This window comes from Streptomyces sp. NBC_01717 (assembly GCF_036248255.1).
GTDB lineage: Bacteria > Actinomycetota > Actinomycetes > Streptomycetales > Streptomycetaceae > Streptomyces.
Genome location: NZ_CP109178.1, coordinates 5949965 through 5965793, shown reverse-complemented (window position 1 = coordinate 5965793; position 15829 = coordinate 5949965). Strand labels below are relative to the sequence as shown.

Sequence of the window (15829 nt, the reverse complement as noted above, 5' to 3'; positions counted from 1 at the left end):
CTTCCCGCCAAGTTGCCTTGTCGACATAGTCCTGGTTGGTCAACTTGTCACGCCGGCACCGCGGGACGCAGTAGATTCGATCTTGGGTGCCGAAGACTGGGGACTCGCGCAAGACCGAGGGGAAATGTGCAGGAGCGACAGGCCCGTAAGGACCAGGGAGACGCGAACACCGAGGGGGGCTTAGCGTCATGAGCCAGGACTCCGCCGCCGCAACGGAGGCTGTACGAAAGCTCAGCGGACGACGACGTCGGGAAGTCGTCGCCGTGCTGCTGTTCAGCGGCGGCCCCATCTTCGAGAGCTCCATCCCGCTCTCCGTGTTCGGAATCGACCGCCAGGACGCGGGAGTTCCGCGCTACCGACTGCTTGTCTGCGGCGGGGAAGAGGGACCGCTGCGGACCACGGGGGGACTCGAACTCACCACGCCCTACGGGCTGGAGGCGATCAGCAGGGCAGGCACCGTCGTGGTGCCCGCCTGGCGTTCGATCACCTCTCCGCCGCCCGCCGAGGCGCTGGACGCGCTGCGCCGTGCCCACGAGGAGGGGGCCCGCATCGTCGGGCTGTGCACCGGGGCGTTCGTGCTCGCCGCCGCGGGCCTGCTGGACGGCCGCCCGGCCACCACGCACTGGATGTACGCACCGACGCTGGCCAAGCGCTATCCGTCGGTCCATGTCGATCCGCGTGAGCTGTTCGTCGACGACGGTGATGTGCTCACCTCCGCCGGGACGGCCGCCGGCATCGACCTCTGTCTGCACATAGTCCGCACGGACCACGGCACGGAGGCCGCCGGTGCGCTGGCCCGCCGGCTCGTGGTCCCGCCGCGGCGCAGTGGCGGTCAGGAGCGCTACCTCGACAGGTCTTTACCCGAGGAGATCGGCTCCGACCCGCTCGCCGAGGTCGTGGCCTGGGCGCTGGAGCATCTGCACGAGCAGTTCGACGTGGAGACGCTGGCCGGGCGCGCCTACATGAGCAGGCGGACCTTCGACCGCAGGTTCCGTTCGCTCACCGGCAGCGCACCGCTCCAGTGGCTGATCACCCAGCGGGTGCTGCAGGCGCAGCGGCTGCTGGAGACGTCCGACTACTCGGTCGACGAGGTCGCGGGCCGCTGCGGCTTCCGCTCGCCGGTCGCGCTGCGCGGACACTTCCGGCGCCAGCTGGGCTCCTCCCCGGCCGCGTACCGGGCCGCCTACCGGGCCCGCCGTCCGCAGGCCGGGGCGCTGGACCCGGTGGCGACCGCGATCGAGACGGTCGTGCCCGCACAGGGCACGTCCGCGAGCCGACGGCCCGGTGCGACGGGGACCCCGTCGGGCGCCGCGGCCTCCACGGCGGTCGGTACGGGTCAGCCGGAGCACGGGAAGCCGGGGTCCGATGCGTACGCCACGGGGCGCCCGACCCTGCCGGGGCAGCGCAGGGCCCCGTAGGGTGGGGCGTATGAACGATCGCATGGTGTGGATCGACTGCGAGATGACCGGGCTCTCGTTGACGGAAGACGCACTCATCGAGGTGGCCGCACTGGTCACCGACTCGGAGTTGAACGTGCTCGGCGAAGGGGTGGACATCGTGATCCGCCCGCCGGACAGGACCCTGGAGACGATGCCCGAGGTGGTGCGGCAGATGCACACCGCCTCGGGCCTCCTCGACGAGCTGGCCGGCGGCACCACCCTGACCGACGCCGAGGCCCAGGTGCTGGCCTACGTGCGCGAGCACGTGAAGGAGCCGGGCAAGGCCCCGCTCTGCGGAAACACGGTCGGTACCGACCGTGGCTTCCTGGCCCGTGACATGGCGGCTCTGGAGGGCTACCTCCACTACCGGATCGTCGATGTGTCCTCGATCAAGGAGCTGGCCCGCCGCTGGTACCCGAAGGCGTACTTCAACAGCCCGGAGAAGAACGGCAACCACCGGGCGCTCGCGGACATCCGTGACTCCATCACGGAGCTGCGGTACTACCGGGAAGCGGTCTTCGTACCGCAGCCCGGGCCCGACTCCGAGCAGGCGAAGGCCATTGCGACACGCCTGACGCAGCAGTCGGCTTAGGATCTTGGGAAGCCGCTGGTCACGAGTGTTTCAAGGCCTGGGATCAGCGGCTCAACAACAAGGGCGCGAGCACCCTCTCGGACCCTGTACACTTTTTCTCGGCCGGTCAGAAAAAGACCGGACATGGTGGGTATAGCTCAGATGGTAGAGCACCTGGTTGTGGTCCAGGATGTCGCGGGTTCGAGTCCCGTTACTCACCCTGAAGGGAAGGGCCCCGGTCTTCGGACCGGGGCCCTTCTCGTGTGCCCGTGCGACTGAGCCTCCCTCACGAGGCCCCTATGTGACGGTCATCACCCCTGGCTTCCGGCCCGGGGCGGCCGTCAGGACGAATCGCGGACGACGAGTTCCGTCGGGAGCACGATCTGCGGGCGCTCCTCGTTCTCGCCCGCGATCTCCTGGAGCAGCACCCGCGTCATCACCCGGCCCATCTCTTCGATCGGCTGGCGCACGCTGGTGAGCGCCGGGTCCATGTGACGGGCCACGGCCGAGTCGTCGAAGCCGATCAGCGCCACATCGTCCGGGATGCGCCGGCCCGCCTCGCGGAGTACCTGACGGGCGCCCGCGGCCATCACGTCGGAGGCGGCGAAGACCGCGTCCACATCGGGGCGGCGGGCGAGCAGCTCCCGCATGGCACGGGCGCCGCCCTCCTCGGTGAAGTCGGCGGGGGCGATCAGCTGCTCGTCCGGGCCGAGACCGGCCGCCGCGACCGCCTTGCGGTAGCCGTCGAGGCGGCGCTGCGCGCCGTACACATCGAGGCGCCCGGTGATCGTGGCGATGGAGCGGCGCCCGCGGGAGATCAGATGGTCGACGGCGCCGCGGGCACCCTCGAAGTTGTCGGAGTCGACCGCGGCGAGCGTCTCGGAGGCGGATCTGCGGCCGCTCATCACGGCCGGCATGCCGAGCTGTTCCAGCAGGTCGGGCAGCGGGTCGTCGGCGTGCACGGAGACCAGCAGCACGCCGTCGACGCGGTGCGCGGTCAGATACTGGGCCAGCCGCTTCCGCTCGCGGTCGTTGCCGACGAGGGTGAGCAGCAGCTGCATCTCGGTGTCGGCCAGGGCCGCGCCGACCCCGCGGACGATGTCCGAGAAGTACGGCTCGGCGAAGAACCGGGTCTCGGGCTCCGGTACGACGAGGGCGATGGCGTCCGTGCGGTTTCCGGCGAGTGCGCGGGCCGCGCGGTTGGGTACGTATCCCAGCTCGGCGACGGCGGCTTCGACCGCCTCACGGGTGTGCTCGCTGACCCGCGGCGAGCCGTTGATGACCCGTGAGGCCGTGCCACGCCCGACTCCGGCCCGTGCCGCGACCTCTTCGAGCGTGGGCCGCCCGCCGCTCCGTACTCGCGCTGCCGCCATGGCTGCCTCCCGTTCGCGGTCAACTTCTCATAGTCAGATAACCAAACCAAGTCCACCTGTTGGACCCCGTGACACCTGTCCGACCTCGGAAGGCCTGCCGGGCCCCAACTATGGGAGCGCTCCCACCTTACGGGATGGCGGCGCCCGGTGCAGGTGGCCATGGGGTACCGGATCTGCGGATGCACATCCGGGAGCCGGCCGGAACAACGGGAGCTGCGGAAACGACGGAGACCCGGCACGGGGCCGGGTCTCCGTCGTCTGTCACGCGTGTCTGCCCGCGGGACAGCCCCCAGGAAAGTCAGGGGAGTTCGGGGGCCGGGGGAAGCGCGTGACGGCGGATCACATCGGCGTACCAGTGGGCGCTCGCCTTGGGGATGCGGCGCTGGGACTCGTAGTCGACGTAGACCGCGCCGAAGCGCTTGGAGTATCCGTACCCCCACTCGAAGTTGTCCATCAGCGACCACAGGAAGTAGCCGCGGACATCCGCGCCGTCGGCGACGGCCCGCTGGACGGCGTCGAGGTGGCCGCGCAGGTACTCGATCCGCTCCGGGTCGTCGACCCGGCCGTCGGGCGAGACCTGGTCATCGAAGGCCGCACCGTTCTCGGTGACCATCAGGGGCAGGCCCGGGTGGTCGCGGGTGACGTCCATGAGCAGTTCGTACAGCCCGTCGGGGTCGATCGCCCAGTTCATCGCGGTGCGCTTCTTGCCCTCGGAGAGGTGGAAGGCGACCTGCTCGGAACCGGTCCACGGGGAGTGGTCGCTGTTGCCGTGGCCGTCGTCGCGGGAGTCGCCCCTGCCCTCTTCCGGCATGGAGACGATCGTGGGCGTGTAGTAGTTCACCCCCAGCACGTCGACGGGGCGGGAGATGGCGGCCAGGTCGCCGTCGTGGACCAGCTTCGACCAGTCCACCACGTGCGAGGTGTCGGCGATCAGGTCCTCGGGGTACGCGCCGCGCAGCATCGGGCCTGTGAAGATCCGGTTGCCGACGGCGTCGATCCGGCGGGCGGCGTCCACGTCGGCGGCGCTGTCGGTCAGCGGGCGGACCTGGTGCAGATTGAGGGTGACCGAGGTCTGCGCTCCAGCGGGGAGTTGACCGCGCAGTACCTCGATCGCCCGTCCATGGGCGAGGTTGAGATGGTGTGCCGCGCGCAGGGTGGCCGCCGGTTCGGTGCGGCCGGGGGCGTGCACGCCGGAGCCGTAACCGAGGAAGGCCGAGCACCACGGCTCGTTGAAGGTGGTCCACACGGGGACCCGGTCGCCGAGGGCGCGGGCCATGATGGCGGTGTAGTCGGCGAAACGCTCGGCGGTGGCCCGCTCGGGCCAGCCGCCCGCGTCCTCCAGCTCCTGGGGAAGGTCCCAGTGGTAGAGGGTGGCGACGGGGGTGATGCCCGCTTCGAGGAGCTCGTCGACGAGCTTGCGGTAGAAGTCCAGGCCGCGTTCGACGGCGGGGCCGCGGCCGGTGGGCTGCACCCGGGACCAGGAGACGGAGAAGCGGTAGGCCTTCAGCCCCAGCTCCTTCATCAGCGCCACGTCGTCCTGGTATCGGTGGTAGTGGTCGGCGGCGACATCGCCGGTGTCACCTGCCAGAACCTTGCCGGGGGTGTGGCTGAAGGTGTCCCAGATGGATGGGGTGCGGCCGCCCTCGGCAGCCGCGCCTTCGACCTGGTAGGCGGCCGTGGCCGCCCCCCAGACGAAGCCCGTCGGGAAGAGTGCCGGCGAGTTCGTCGCCTCGGATGCCGGCTTCGGGGTGATGTCAGTTCGTACGGCAGTCATGCGGGAGCGCTCCCATTTGTGGACGGAACAGAGGCAGGGGGAGGGAGAGAAGGTACGGAGTGGGGCTCCGGGCCCGTACGGCCTGCGGTCTGGGGCAGGCCGTACGGGACGTCCGGGACGGAGGGCGGCGGGTGACGGCGCATCACCCGGCGGACCGGGTGCCGTCCGGTCAGCCCTTGACGGCGCCGGACATGATCCCTCCGACGATCTGCTTGCCGAAGATCACGAACACCACGAGCAGCGGCAGCGTACTGATCAGCGCACCGGCCATGACGATGCTCTGGTCGGGCGTGTAGGAGGCGCTCAGCTGGCCGAGGGCCACCTGGAGCGTCGGGTTCTGCTGGTTAAGGGCCAGATAGGGCCAGAAGAAGTCGTTCCACGCCTGTACGAAGGTGAGCATCCCGAGCACCATCATCGCCGGGCGGGCCACCGGGAGCACCAGGCTCCGCACGATGCGGAAGTTGTTCGCGCCGTCGATCTTGGCGGCCTCGATCAGCTCGTACGGAAGCGCCTCGCTCAGGTACTGGCGCATGAAGAACACGCCGAACGCGCTGACCAGCGTCGGGAAGATCACCGACTCGAGGTTCCCGCCCCAGCCGATGTCGGACATCATCATGAACAGCGGGACGACGCTGAGCTGCGGCGGGATGGTCAGGGTGGCGATGACTCCGGTCATCAGCGCGCCGCGGCCCCGGAACCGCATCTTGGCGAAGGCGTATCCGGCCAGGGTGCAGAAGAAGAGCGTCGCCGCCGTGATGCAGCTGGAGACGATGATGCTGTTGACGATCGCCTTGCCCAGATTGGCCTGGCTCCAGGCGGCGTCGAGGTTGTGCAGCAGCCGGCCGCCCGGCAGGAACGGCGGAGTGGAGGCCAGCACTTCGTCCTGGGTGTGGGACGCGGCCACCAGGGTCCAGTACAGCGGCAGCAGCGAGCCGATACCGACGACGGCCAGCGCGATGTAGGCGAACGGACCGCCCTGCAGCTGCTTGCCGGCGCCGGGCTTGAAGCGGCTCGGGCGCTTCGGAAGGCGGTCTGCGGAACGTGCCGGGAGGCCGAGCTCCGGGACTTTGGTGGGGCTGGTCATGGTCATGGATATCGCTCCCGGTCAGACCGCGGACTTGCGTACGAAGCGGCCGATGAGCCAGTTGACCGCGGCGATGATCAGCAGGAGGGCGAGCATCGCCCAGGCCACTGCGGCGGCCGGACCGAGATGCCCCAGGTTCCAGCCGTAGTTGTAGAGGTAGACGCTGAGGGTCTCGTACTGATTCTCGTTGCCTCCGGTCGCACCGAGGGTGCCGCCCTCCAGCAGCAGGGGCTCGCCGAACAGCTGCATGGAACCGATGGTCGAGATGACGATCGTGAAGAGGATCGTGGGCCGCAGCGAGGGAATGGTCACCTTGCGGAACTGCTGCCAGCGCGAGGCTCCGTCGAGCGAGGCCGCCTCGTACAGATCGGTCGGTACCGCCTGCATCGCGGCCAGGTAGATCAGGGTGTTGTAGCCGGTCCAGCGCCAGATCACGATGACCGAGATGGCGATCTTGGACGTCCAGTGCCCGTTGACCCAGTTGGTGTCACCGAGGCCGACGAAGTGCAGCGCCCAGTTCAGCAGACCGCCGTCGGCCCGGAAGACCAGGGCGAAGACGAGGGCGGCGGAGGCCACCGAGGTGGCGTACGGGGTGAGGACGACCGTCCGCCAGAAGGTGCTGGCGCGGAGCTTGTAGTTCAGCAGATGGGCCAGGCCCAGTGCGACGAGCAGCTGCGGAACCGTCGACATGACGCCGATCAGGAAGGTGTTGCTGACGGCCGTCCAGAACTCCGAGTCGTGCAGGATCTTGTCGAAGTTGTCCCAGCCGACCCATTCCATCTGGTTCAGCCCGGTCATCTCCACCCGGTGCAGGGCGATCCAGCCGGTGTAGACCAGCGGATAGAGCCCGAAAGCACCGAAGACGAGGAAGAACGGGGCTATGTAGGCGTACGGCGATGCCTTGTCGTCGAACCGCCAGATCCGGCTCCGCCACGTCTGTCGACGAGCGTTCGCCGGTGTCTGCTGGGAACCGCGGGGTGGCGGGGCGTATGCATCCCGGGTGGGAGTCGAGGTGGCCACGGGCGGGAGTCCTTCCCTGGATTGCTGGTTACCCGGGTACGGGGCTGGATGGGCCGAAGGCGCGTGCGGTGGGCTCGCACGGGGCGGCCGGGGAGATACCCGGCCGCCCCGTGCACGCCCCTCGGGAGACAGGCTGTGCGCGGCCCCGGTGCCCCGCGGGTGGGGACACGCAGGTGCGGGCGGCCGGGGGCCGCCCGCTGCTGCGACCGTCAGCCGATCGCCTTGTCGATCGCGGTGGTCGCGGCCTTCCAGGCGTCGTCCGGGCTGGTGCCGCGCTGCTCCATGTTGTTGATCTGGGTGGAGATGGTGTCCTTGATGACGCCGTCCTTCGGGCCGAGAACGGTCTCGGGGATCGACTTGGCCTCGCCGGCGTAGATCTCACCGATCGGGGCGTCGTTGAAGTACGGCAGCTTCGCGGTCTTCACGTCCGGCAGGTCGTACGCGAGCTTGTTGGACGGGAAGCTGCCGATCGCCTTGAAGACGGCGGCCTGCTGCTCGGGGGCGGTCAGCCACTTGACGAGCTTGGTGGCCTCGTCGACGTTCTTGCCCGACTTGGGCACGCCGAGGAACGAGCCACCCCAGTTGGCGGCGGTCGTCCCGGGCGCGGTGGTGATGTTCCACTTGCCCTTGTTGGCGTCACCGGCGTTGACCGAGATCTGACCGGCCATCCACGCGGGGCAGACCACGGTGGCCATGGTGCTCTTGCGCAGTGCGGCATTCCACGGGGGGCTGAACTGGGCGAGGCCCTGGCTCAGCTTCTTGTCGGCGGCCTCGGCCGCCAGGTCCCAGCCCTGCTTGACGCTGGGGCTCTCCTTGTAGATCGGCTTGCCGCTCTCGTCGTAGTACTGCTTCGGGTTGGAGCTCACCACGGCGTTGTACATCGCACTGGCGGAGTCCATGAAGAAGGTGCCCTTGGGGGCGTTCTTCTTGTACTCCTCACCGAGCTTGAGGTAGTCCTCCCAGCCCCCGGCGACCTTCGCGGCGACCTCCTCGCGGTCGGTCGGCAGACCGGCCTTCTTGAAGAGGTCGGTGTTGTAGCAGAGCGACATCGGTCCGATGTCGGTACCGGCGCCGATCACCTTTCCGTCGGGCGTGGTGGCCTGCTTCTCCTTCCAGGACACCCAGTCGCCGACGTTGATCACCTTGCTGAGGTCGGCGAACTGGTCCGCCTTGGTGTCGACGAGCTCCTTGATCCGGCCGACCTCGAGGCCCTGGACATCCGCCAGCCCGCTGCCCGAGTTCAGCTGCTGGAGCAGCTTGGGGTAGTAGACCTTCTCGTCGGCGGTGACGTCCTCCTTGACCGTGATGTTCGGGTGGAGCTCGTGATACTTGGCGAAGAGACCGGCTTCCTTGTAACCGAACTGCCCGAAGTCGGCGACGGTCAACGTGATCTTCCCGTTGGCGTCGGAGCTCCCGCCGGCGTCCGATGAGTCCGAGTCACTGCATCCGGTCAGCAACAGGGCGGTGGCCGTCAGGCCCGTGGTGGCCACCAGCGCGGCTCTGCGACGCCGGCCGGCGACGGTGCGGGTGATACGCATTCCACTACTCCTTGTTCCAGGGTGGGACTGGCGTTCTGACTGCGCGCCATACGCGCAGGTGACTGCAAGTGCCAGATGGTGCAGGGGGGAAGACACGGGCAGTGCCGTCCGCACGAGAATTTCCCGTGCGATGTGGGAGCGCTCCCATGCGCCGATGCCGGAAGGTTGCTGCCTCAAGGGGGTGGGTGTCAAGAGTTGAAGACGGTTCCGTTGCCCGAGTGTGTCCTGCAAGTCACGCGACCGTGTCCGGTCGAAGCCTTGCCTAAGCGTTCGGGCGCCACCCCTGGACAGCGCGCGCTCATGAATACACCCAGGCCGGCGAGGTGCTGGGGCGGGACAAGATGCAGGGATCCGGCGGAAGCAGACCAGGCGCGCTGTTTTGGCGTGCGCCATCGGGCCGGTTCCACCACGGCCGGATTTTGCTCGTCCGCCCACCGGAAGGTGAACAGGGTGCGGAGCCAGGGGGCATGTTGGGCCGCATCCGCGTTCTCCCTCCGAACCGTGCGGCCGAGGCGAAGCGGCGCGCTGGGGCCCACCGGTCGCCGAAGTGGGCTCAGGCCGTGCGCAGCCGGCTCAGCGTGGTCTCCGGTTCGGTCCGGGGGCCCGGCCGGCCGACTCCGCGTCGCCCGCCACCACGGCGCGGACTGCGGCCACGCGTGGTCCGCGATCGCCGGACGGGCCGGCCGATCAGCCCCGCCCGGCGACCGAGGACGGAACGGTTCGCCGAAGAAAGGGGGCGCACCCCGGCCGGATGTGGGGGGTGTGGGGCCGGCCGGGGTGCGCGCAGGGGGTGGCGGTCTGCGGGTGGAGAGAGCTACTTGTACGCGCCGAACGCCTTCGTGAAGGCGAGCGGCTCCTGCACGATCGAGCTGCACGACGCATCCGCCGACGGCTTCGCCCCGCCCGCGCACGCCTTGTCCCGCGTGCCCGACCACATGGCCAGCCGGCCCAGCCCCTTCTCCTGGGCGAACTTCACCAGCTGCGTGGCGTCCTCGACCTTGAAGATCTCGGTGCTGACGTCGTTCACACCGATCATCGGGGTGACCGCCACGGCCTTCCACGCCGCCGCGTCCGACAGCCCGAGCACGCCCTTGATCTGGGCCTGCGTCGCGGTCGCCGCCTGGATCGCGTACGAGCCCATGTCACCGCTGTACGAGGCGCCGTAGTCCATCGCCATGATGTTGACCGCGCCGACCTTGACGCCGTTCTTCTTCGCGTCGGCGATCAGGTCCACGCCCGGCTGGGTGAGGCCCTCGGGCATGACCGGCAGGGTGAAGGACACATCGAGGTCCGGGTGGGACTTCTGGAGCTGCGCGATCGCCTGGGCGCGACGGGAGTTGGCCGCCGTGTCGGGCAGCGCGCCGCCTTCGATGTCGAAGTCGACCTTGGTGAGCTTGTACGTGTCTATGACCTTGCCGTACGCGCCGGCGAGGTCGGCGGCGGAGGTGCAGTTGAGCGCCAGTTCGGAGCCTGCCGCGCCGCCGAAGGAGACCCGGACGTCGCCCCCCTTGGCGCGCAGCGCGCCGATCTGGGAAGCGACGTGGTCGTCGCCGAGGGCGGTGACGCCGCCCCAGAGCGGGGCGCAACTGCCGCCGGAGGTGATGAAGGCGAGGTTGAACTCCTTCACCCCGGTCTTGGTCACGGTGTCGACCAGGTCGTACGCCGGGTAGAGGGAGGTGTCGACGTACGGGGCGAAGCCGGCGCCGCCCGCCGTACCGCCGCCGCCCTCGGTCGCGGTGGGTGTGGGGGTGGGCGTGGGGGTCGCTGTGGCGGTCTGCGAGGGCTTGGCCGTGGGGGTGGCCGTGGGAGTCGGGGTCGAGGTCCCGGTCGGGCGTCCGCTGGGCTCCGGAGTCGCTCCCGTGTCGACGGAGCACTTGGCGTTGTTGATCAGGCAGCCGGTCGGGTCCGCCGCCGTGCCGTCCGAGGTGGTGACGAAGCCGACAGTGGCCGACTTGCCGCGCGCCAGCTCCTTGTTCCAGCCGGCGGGCTTCACGGTGATGTGGTTGCCGCTGACGGTGTGTTCGCCGTTCCAGAGGGAGCTGATCCTCGTGCCCGCGGGCAGGTCGAATTCGAGTGTCCAGTCGGTCTGCACCTTGTCGGTGTCGTTGGTGACGACGTACTGCCCGGTGTAGCCGCCCGTCCAGCCGCTGGTCCTGGTGTACGCGGCGCCTACCGAGGCGGCCTGTGCCGTGCCCGTGAGGGCGAAGACCGCGGAGCCGATCACTGCCGCGGCGACAACGGCGCCGATCGCCTTGGTCCTGGTGCTCGCCGTGCGCCGGTGCGTACTGGTGCCCATTGCGTGCCTGCCTCTGTCGTACGGGGGTGTGGGTGCGGGAGCACGCTAGCGGCCCCGAAACCGGCAAATAGGCTGTACCGGGCACGAGTTGATGTTCTTAGGGTTCGCTTAAGGGACGCATCGGTGCTGGTTAAGACCAACCGGCAAATGGGGGTGGAAGAAGGAGCGGGGCCGGGTGCGTGCAGCTGCAAGGCGGAGGAGGGAGTCAACGCGGAGCGCGAATGGGGTCTCCCCTGCTCGAGCGAAGCCGAGAGCTTGGGGAAGACTGACGACAACGCGGGAGGGGGTCCCCCCTGGCCCATAAGGCGTTGGGGGAGTGCGTGCCCAGCCCCGCGACGCCGCCCTCCATTTGCCGGTCGGTCTAAGACCGGACCGCGGACCGGAGGCGGCGGCGCTGCCGGCCCACCCGCCGGCGGCGGCCGCCCTGCCCGGGCCCACGCCCGTCGAGCCAGATCCAGATGCGGACCTCCGTGCCGCCGAGCACCGACCGTCCGATCCGCACATCGCCACCGGTGGACTCCGCGACGCGGCGGACGATGTCGAGCCCGAGCCCGGTCGAGCCCACCGAGGCCCGCGCACCTCCCCCACCGCTTCCGCCGCGCGCCAGCGCCGCCTTGGGGTCCGCTATGCCGCCGCCCGCGTCCGAGACCAGCACGATCACGGCTTCGCCGCTGTGGTGCACGTCGACGGCGAAGGCGGTGCCCTCCGGGGTGTGCCGGAAGACGTTGCCGAGCAACGCATCGAGTGCGGCGACGAGTTCGGGCCGGGCGACAGGGATGCGTACCGTACGGTCCACTCCCGCGAGGCGCACCTCGCGCCCCTCGTCCTCGGCGAGCGCCGACCAGAAGTCCATCCGCTCGCGAATCACCTCGGAGGCATCGCAGCCGGCCCCGGGCCCACTGTTCAGTCCCTGGGTCTGCGGGCGCTGTTCGCGGGCGGTGCGGATGATCGTGTCGACCTCGTGCTCCAGCTGCTCGACGGCGGTCCGGGTCTGCTCGGCGGCCGGGCCCTCGCCGAGCGAGGCGGCGTTGAGGCGCAGGACGGTGAGCGGGGTGCGCAGCCGGTGCGAGAGGTCGGCGGCCAGTTCCCGTTCGTTGGCGAGGAGCTGGACGACCTGGTCGGCCATGGAGTTGAACGCGACGGCGGCGGACCGCAGTTCCGTCGGCCCCTCCTCGCGGACCCTGGTCCCCAGCCGGCCCTCCCCCAGGTCGTGGGCGGCGCCCGCGAGCCGCTGGGCGGGCTTCACCATCCGTACGCCGAGCCGGTCGGCGACCGCGACCGAGCCGACGATCAGCGCGATGCCGACGCCCGCCAGCATCAGCCAGGCGGTGGCGACCCCGTTGGACTCCTCGCCCTCGGGTACGAACACCTCGACGACGGCGATGCCCCCGGATCCCAGCGCGGTCGGCTGGAGCAGTGCGGAACCGCCGGTGACCTCGCTGATCGAGGCGCGCCCCGAGGTGCGTACGGTCTCCACGTCCTTGCGGGTGGCGCGCCGGGTGCCGATCTCCACCGGCCGGCTGTCCGACTCCTCGGAGGCGGGGACGTGGACGGCCATCCGGCCCTCGCCGCCCGGCTCGGTGGTGAGGACGGCCGTCTCCAGTTCGGCGCGGTCGGTGGTGATGGACAGGGTCGGGCCGATCGTGGCGGCCTGCCGCTCGGCGTCGGAGAAGGCCCGGTCGCGGGCCATCTCCTTGATGACGAGGCCGAGCGGTACGGCGAAGGCGATGACGACCATCGCGGTGACGGCCAGGCAGACCTTGACCAGGGCCCATCTCATACGGGCCGCTCCGGGTCGGGTCGTTGCACCGCGGGCGGCTGGAGTTTCACTCCGACGCCGCGCAGGGTGTGCAGATAGCGCGGCCTGGCCGCCGTCTCCCCCAGCTTCCGTCGCAGCCAGGAGAGATGGACGTCGATGGTCTGGTCGTCGCCGTACGACTGCTGCCAGACCTCGGCCAGGAGTTCCTTGCGCGGGACGACGACCCCGGGACGCCCGGCGAGAAAGGTCAGCAGGTCGAACTCGCGGCGGGTGAGGTCGAGCGCGGTGCCGTCCAGTTCTGCCTGGCGGCGCAGCGGATCGATGGAGAGTCCGCCGACCTGGATGACACTCGGCGGCGGCGCCTCACCCCCGGCGGCGCGCGAACGGCGCAGTACGGCGGCCATCCGCGCCGACAGGTGTTCCACCGAGAACGGCTTGATCAGGTAGTCGTCGGCGCCGTCGTTCAGCAGCCGGACGATCTCGCTCTCGTCGTCCCGCGCGGTCGCGATGATCACGGGTACGTCGGTGATGCCGCGGAGCATCTTCAGCGCCTCGGATCCGTCGAGGTCGGGCAGCCCGAGATCGAGGATGACCACATCGAATCGGAAGTGTGCGACTTCGCGCAGCGCTTCCAGCGCCGTGCCGACACTCCGTACCGTATGGGAGGCGTCGGTCAGGTGCCGGATGAGGGCGGAACGTACGAACTGGTCGTCCTCGACCACGAGCACACTTGGCATGGGCGGCACCGTACGCCATTGACCGGCCCGCGGTCCTGTCCGTGGGGGTATGGGGACAGCAGGGACCCCTGTGGTGCAGGATGTGCCGGATGCAACGAGGACTCGTACACGCACTCGCGTGGTCGCTCGCCACCGGCGCTGCGGTCACGCTGTCGTGGTGGGGGGTGCACACGGTGATGGCGGGGACGGCGTACGACCCGCCGCGCGCGGTGCCGATCTCCGCGAGCGCCCGTGACGGCCGCAGCGGGGCGGACGCGTTGTCGTCCTCGACGAGGCGCCCGGAGTCGACGCCGGCACCGACGCCGAGCAGCAGCCCTCGTACCGCTCCGAAGCCGTCCGCGACCCCGCCCCGGCAACCGTCCCGCACCCCGTCGAGCAGCCCTTCGCCACCGCGCACGCCCAAGCCTTCCGGCACGGTCAAGAGCTACCCGACGGACGGCGGACGGGTCGTCTTCGAGCTCGGCGCCGACTGGGCGAAGCTCGTCTCGGCCACCCCGGATCCGGGCTGGTCGATGCGGGTCTGGACGAACACGACCTGGATCCGGGTGAACTTCACCACCGATGACGGGACGACGGTGTCGGTCTTCTGCACCTGGAACGACCATCCGCCGATGGTCGAGATCGTCTGATCACCGGCCGCTCACTCGAAGGCGGAGGGCGGAGGCGCGGGTGACGGACGGGCGTCCGCGTCGCCCACCGCCGCCGCGCCGCCGGTGAAGTCGGCGAGCTCCTTGCCGTGTTCGACGCGTCCGGGGTGCGGGTCGGTGGCGACCCGGCGGGTCAGTTCGGCGACCTTGAGCGGGAGCTCCGAGGCGAGCAGCACGGCGTTGCCGAAGCGGCGGCCGCGCAGCACGGCCGGATCGGCGGCGAGTGCCAGCTCGGGGAAGACGGTGGCGGCGGTGGCGATCTGGCCGCGCAGGTGGGCCAGCGGCGGACCGTCGGCGAGGTTGGCCACATACTGCCCTGCGGGCTTCAGTACCCGGCGTACGTCGTTGAGGAACTCGGCGCTGGTGAGGTGGGCGGGCGTACGGGCTCCGCTGAAGACATCGGCGATGACGAGATCCGCCCAGTCGTCCGGGATCTTCCCGAGCCCGGCGCGGGCGTCGGTTGAGCGGACCCTGATCCGGGCCTGCGGGTCCAACGGCAGCTCCCTGCGGACCAGTTGGACGAGCGCCGCGTCCAGTTCGACGATCTGCTGGGTGGAGCGCGGCCGGGTCGCTGCGACGTACCGGGCGAGGGTGAAGGCGCCGCCGCCCAGGTGCACGACGTGCAGGGGCTGCCCCGCGGGGGCGGTCAGATCGGCTATGTGGCCGATCCGGCGTTGGTAGGCGAAGGAAAGATACGAGGGGTCGTCGAGATCGACATGGGACTGCGGGGCGCCGTCGAGGGTCAGCGTCCAGGCGTGCGGCCGCTCCCGGTCGGGGATCAGCTCGGCGAGACCGCCGTCGACGGTCTCGGAGAGGGTCTCCGGCCTGCGGTCGGATTTGCGGTCCGCTCGTTTCCGGGCGCCCGCGCCACCGCTCGACGCACCTCGACGTGCCACTGACGCTCGTCCCTACTCACTGCTCATCGCCCGGGCCGGTGCAGGACCGGCAGCGGCGGGGAAACCCGCCCACCTGGCCATTATGAGCTCAGCAGCAGTTGTCGGCCGCCTCGATCAGCCGGGCCGCCTGGTCGAGTGCGGCGCGCAGCGCGGCCGGGTCGGTGACCCGGGCGTCGGCGGCGGGCGGCAGCAGCCAGCCGCTGCCGGAGACCGGCGGCTCGGCGGGGACGCGCAGCCCGCGGCCGTTCGTCTGCGTACAGGCGCTGCCCGGTACGTCCCAGGCCTCGGCGGTGCCCGGCGGCACCAGGAAACCGAGGGTGTCGCAGGTGCCGTCGTGCAGGACCGGGCCGACGGCCTCCTGATCGGCGCCGCGGCGCAGGATGTCCACGGCCTCCAGCCCCTGGCGGGCCGGAACGGTCACCAGATCACAGGGGCTGCCGACGGGGGTGTCGCACTCCGTCGTTCCGGGATCGGCCTTCGCCGTATGGGTGGTGGCAGTACTGGTCGTCGCCGTTCGGGACGCCGAAGTCGTCCGCGAGCCGGCCTCCGTGCCGAGATGCAACAAGGGACCTCTCCTCTCATCGCCGGGCGGAGCCAGACTCCGTCTCCGCATGGACCAACGCGTCGACTACGTCAAGGGCTACGGTGCGGCACCGCCGCAAAGGGTGGCAGTTCATGGCGGATCGTGGGTGAGA

General features: G+C 70.1%; 13 protein-coding genes and 1 tRNA gene. 4 read left to right on the top strand and 10 right to left on the bottom strand.

Annotation, left to right across the window (positions count from 1 at the left end; translation table 11 throughout):
• Positions 1-188 precede the first annotated feature (188 nt).
• The 3 genes from OHB49_RS26980 to OHB49_RS26970 all read left to right on the top strand — a co-directional run bounded on the left by OHB49_RS26980 (position 189) and on the right by OHB49_RS26970 (position 2230).
• A complete protein-coding gene (locus OHB49_RS26980) occupies positions 189-1418 on the top strand; it encodes a helix-turn-helix domain-containing protein (RefSeq protein WP_329163622.1) in 1230 nt (409 codons plus the stop codon).
• A 10-nt stretch (positions 1419-1428) separates the two neighbouring features.
• Complete coding sequence (orn, locus tag OHB49_RS26975; protein WP_329163620.1) at positions 1429-2031, top strand: oligoribonuclease; 603 nt, start codon at positions 1429-1431, stop codon at positions 2029-2031.
• Positions 2032-2157: 126 nt separating this feature from the next.
• A tRNA-His gene (locus OHB49_RS26970) sits at positions 2158-2230 on the top strand.
• 121 nt (positions 2231-2351) lie between these two features.
• On the opposite strand, the gene OHB49_RS26965 is transcribed toward OHB49_RS26970, so the two are convergent.
• From OHB49_RS26965 to OHB49_RS26930, 8 genes are all read right to left on the bottom strand, one after another.
• Positions 2352-3383, bottom strand: a complete 1032-nt coding sequence (locus OHB49_RS26965; RefSeq protein WP_030970874.1) for a LacI family DNA-binding transcriptional regulator — start codon at positions 3381-3383, stop codon at positions 2352-2354.
• Positions 3384-3681: 298 nt separating this feature from the next.
• Entirely contained in the window at positions 3682-5157 is a 1476-nt protein-coding gene (locus OHB49_RS26960) for a GH1 family beta-glucosidase (protein WP_329163618.1), read from the bottom strand.
• A 169-nt stretch (positions 5158-5326) separates the two neighbouring features.
• The gene (locus tag OHB49_RS26955) at positions 5327-6247 is read right to left on the bottom strand and encodes a carbohydrate ABC transporter permease (RefSeq protein ID WP_030970877.1); all 921 of its coding nucleotides are present in this window, start codon (positions 6245-6247) and stop codon (positions 5327-5329) included.
• A gap of 15 nt (positions 6248-6262) precedes the next feature.
• On the bottom strand, positions 6263-7261 hold the full coding sequence (locus OHB49_RS26950; RefSeq protein WP_030970879.1) for a carbohydrate ABC transporter permease: 999 nt from the start codon (positions 7259-7261) through the stop codon (positions 6263-6265).
• Between the two features lie 209 nt (positions 7262-7470).
• Positions 7471-8799: an ABC transporter substrate-binding protein gene (locus tag OHB49_RS26945; RefSeq protein WP_030970881.1), complete on the bottom strand. Its 1329-nt coding sequence runs from the start codon at positions 8797-8799 to the stop codon at positions 7471-7473.
• A gap of 814 nt (positions 8800-9613) precedes the next feature.
• The gene (locus OHB49_RS26940; protein WP_329163615.1) at positions 9614-11095 is read right to left on the bottom strand and encodes a cellulose binding domain-containing protein; all 1482 of its coding nucleotides are present in this window, start codon (positions 11093-11095) and stop codon (positions 9614-9616) included.
• 361 nt (positions 11096-11456) lie between these two features.
• Entirely contained in the window at positions 11457-12875 is a 1419-nt protein-coding gene (locus tag OHB49_RS26935) for a HAMP domain-containing sensor histidine kinase (RefSeq protein ID WP_329163612.1), read from the bottom strand.
• Positions 12872-13591, bottom strand: coding sequence for a response regulator transcription factor (locus OHB49_RS26930; RefSeq protein ID WP_030970887.1), 720 nt, complete (start codon positions 13589-13591; stop codon positions 12872-12874). Before OHB49_RS26930 ends, OHB49_RS26935 begins: the two co-directional genes overlap by 4 nt.
• Positions 13592-13680: 89 nt before the next feature.
• Between OHB49_RS26930 and OHB49_RS26925 the strand changes: the two genes are divergently transcribed.
• Positions 13681-14220: a hypothetical protein gene (locus tag OHB49_RS26925; RefSeq protein WP_030970889.1), complete on the top strand. Its 540-nt coding sequence runs from the start codon at positions 13681-13683 to the stop codon at positions 14218-14220.
• 11 nt (positions 14221-14231) lie between these two features.
• Here the strand turns inward: OHB49_RS26925 and OHB49_RS26920 are convergent, their stop codons facing one another.
• Together OHB49_RS26920 and OHB49_RS26915 are read right to left on the bottom strand one after the other, a co-directional pair.
• Positions 14232-15134, bottom strand: coding sequence for a spermidine synthase (locus OHB49_RS26920; protein ID WP_030970891.1), 903 nt, complete (start codon positions 15132-15134; stop codon positions 14232-14234).
• Positions 15135-15222: 88 nt separating this feature from the next.
• Entirely contained in the window at positions 15223-15696 is a 474-nt protein-coding gene (locus OHB49_RS26915; RefSeq protein ID WP_037852086.1) for a hypothetical protein, read from the bottom strand.
• Between the last annotated feature and the right edge of the window lie 133 nt (positions 15697-15829).

Coding starts and splice junctions, on each gene's coding strand:
- OHB49_RS26965 (WP_030970874.1), bottom strand. CDS start 3,383: ATGGCGGCAGCGCGAGTACGGAGCGGCGGGCGGCCCACGCTCGAAGAG.
- OHB49_RS26945 (WP_030970881.1), bottom strand. CDS start 8,799: ATGCGTATCACCCGCACCGTCGCCGGCCGGCGTCGCAGAGCCGCGCTG.
- OHB49_RS26925 (WP_030970889.1), top strand. CDS start 13,681: ATGCAACGAGGACTCGTACACGCACTCGCGTGGTCGCTCGCCACCGGC.
- OHB49_RS26930 (WP_030970887.1), bottom strand. CDS start 13,591: ATGCCAAGTGTGCTCGTGGTCGAGGACGACCAGTTCGTACGTTCCGCC.
- OHB49_RS26955 (WP_030970877.1), bottom strand. CDS start 6,247: ATGACCATGACCAGCCCCACCAAAGTCCCGGAGCTCGGCCTCCCGGCA.
- OHB49_RS26940 (WP_329163615.1), bottom strand. CDS start 11,095: ATGGGCACCAGTACGCACCGGCGCACGGCGAGCACCAGGACCAAGGCG.
- OHB49_RS26935 (WP_329163612.1), bottom strand. CDS start 12,875: ATGAGATGGGCCCTGGTCAAGGTCTGCCTGGCCGTCACCGCGATGGTC.
- OHB49_RS26960 (WP_329163618.1), bottom strand. CDS start 5,157: ATGACTGCCGTACGAACTGACATCACCCCGAAGCCGGCATCCGAGGCG.
- orn (WP_329163620.1), top strand. CDS start 1,429: ATGAACGATCGCATGGTGTGGATCGACTGCGAGATGACCGGGCTCTCG.
- OHB49_RS26980 (WP_329163622.1), top strand. CDS start 189: ATGAGCCAGGACTCCGCCGCCGCAACGGAGGCTGTACGAAAGCTCAGC.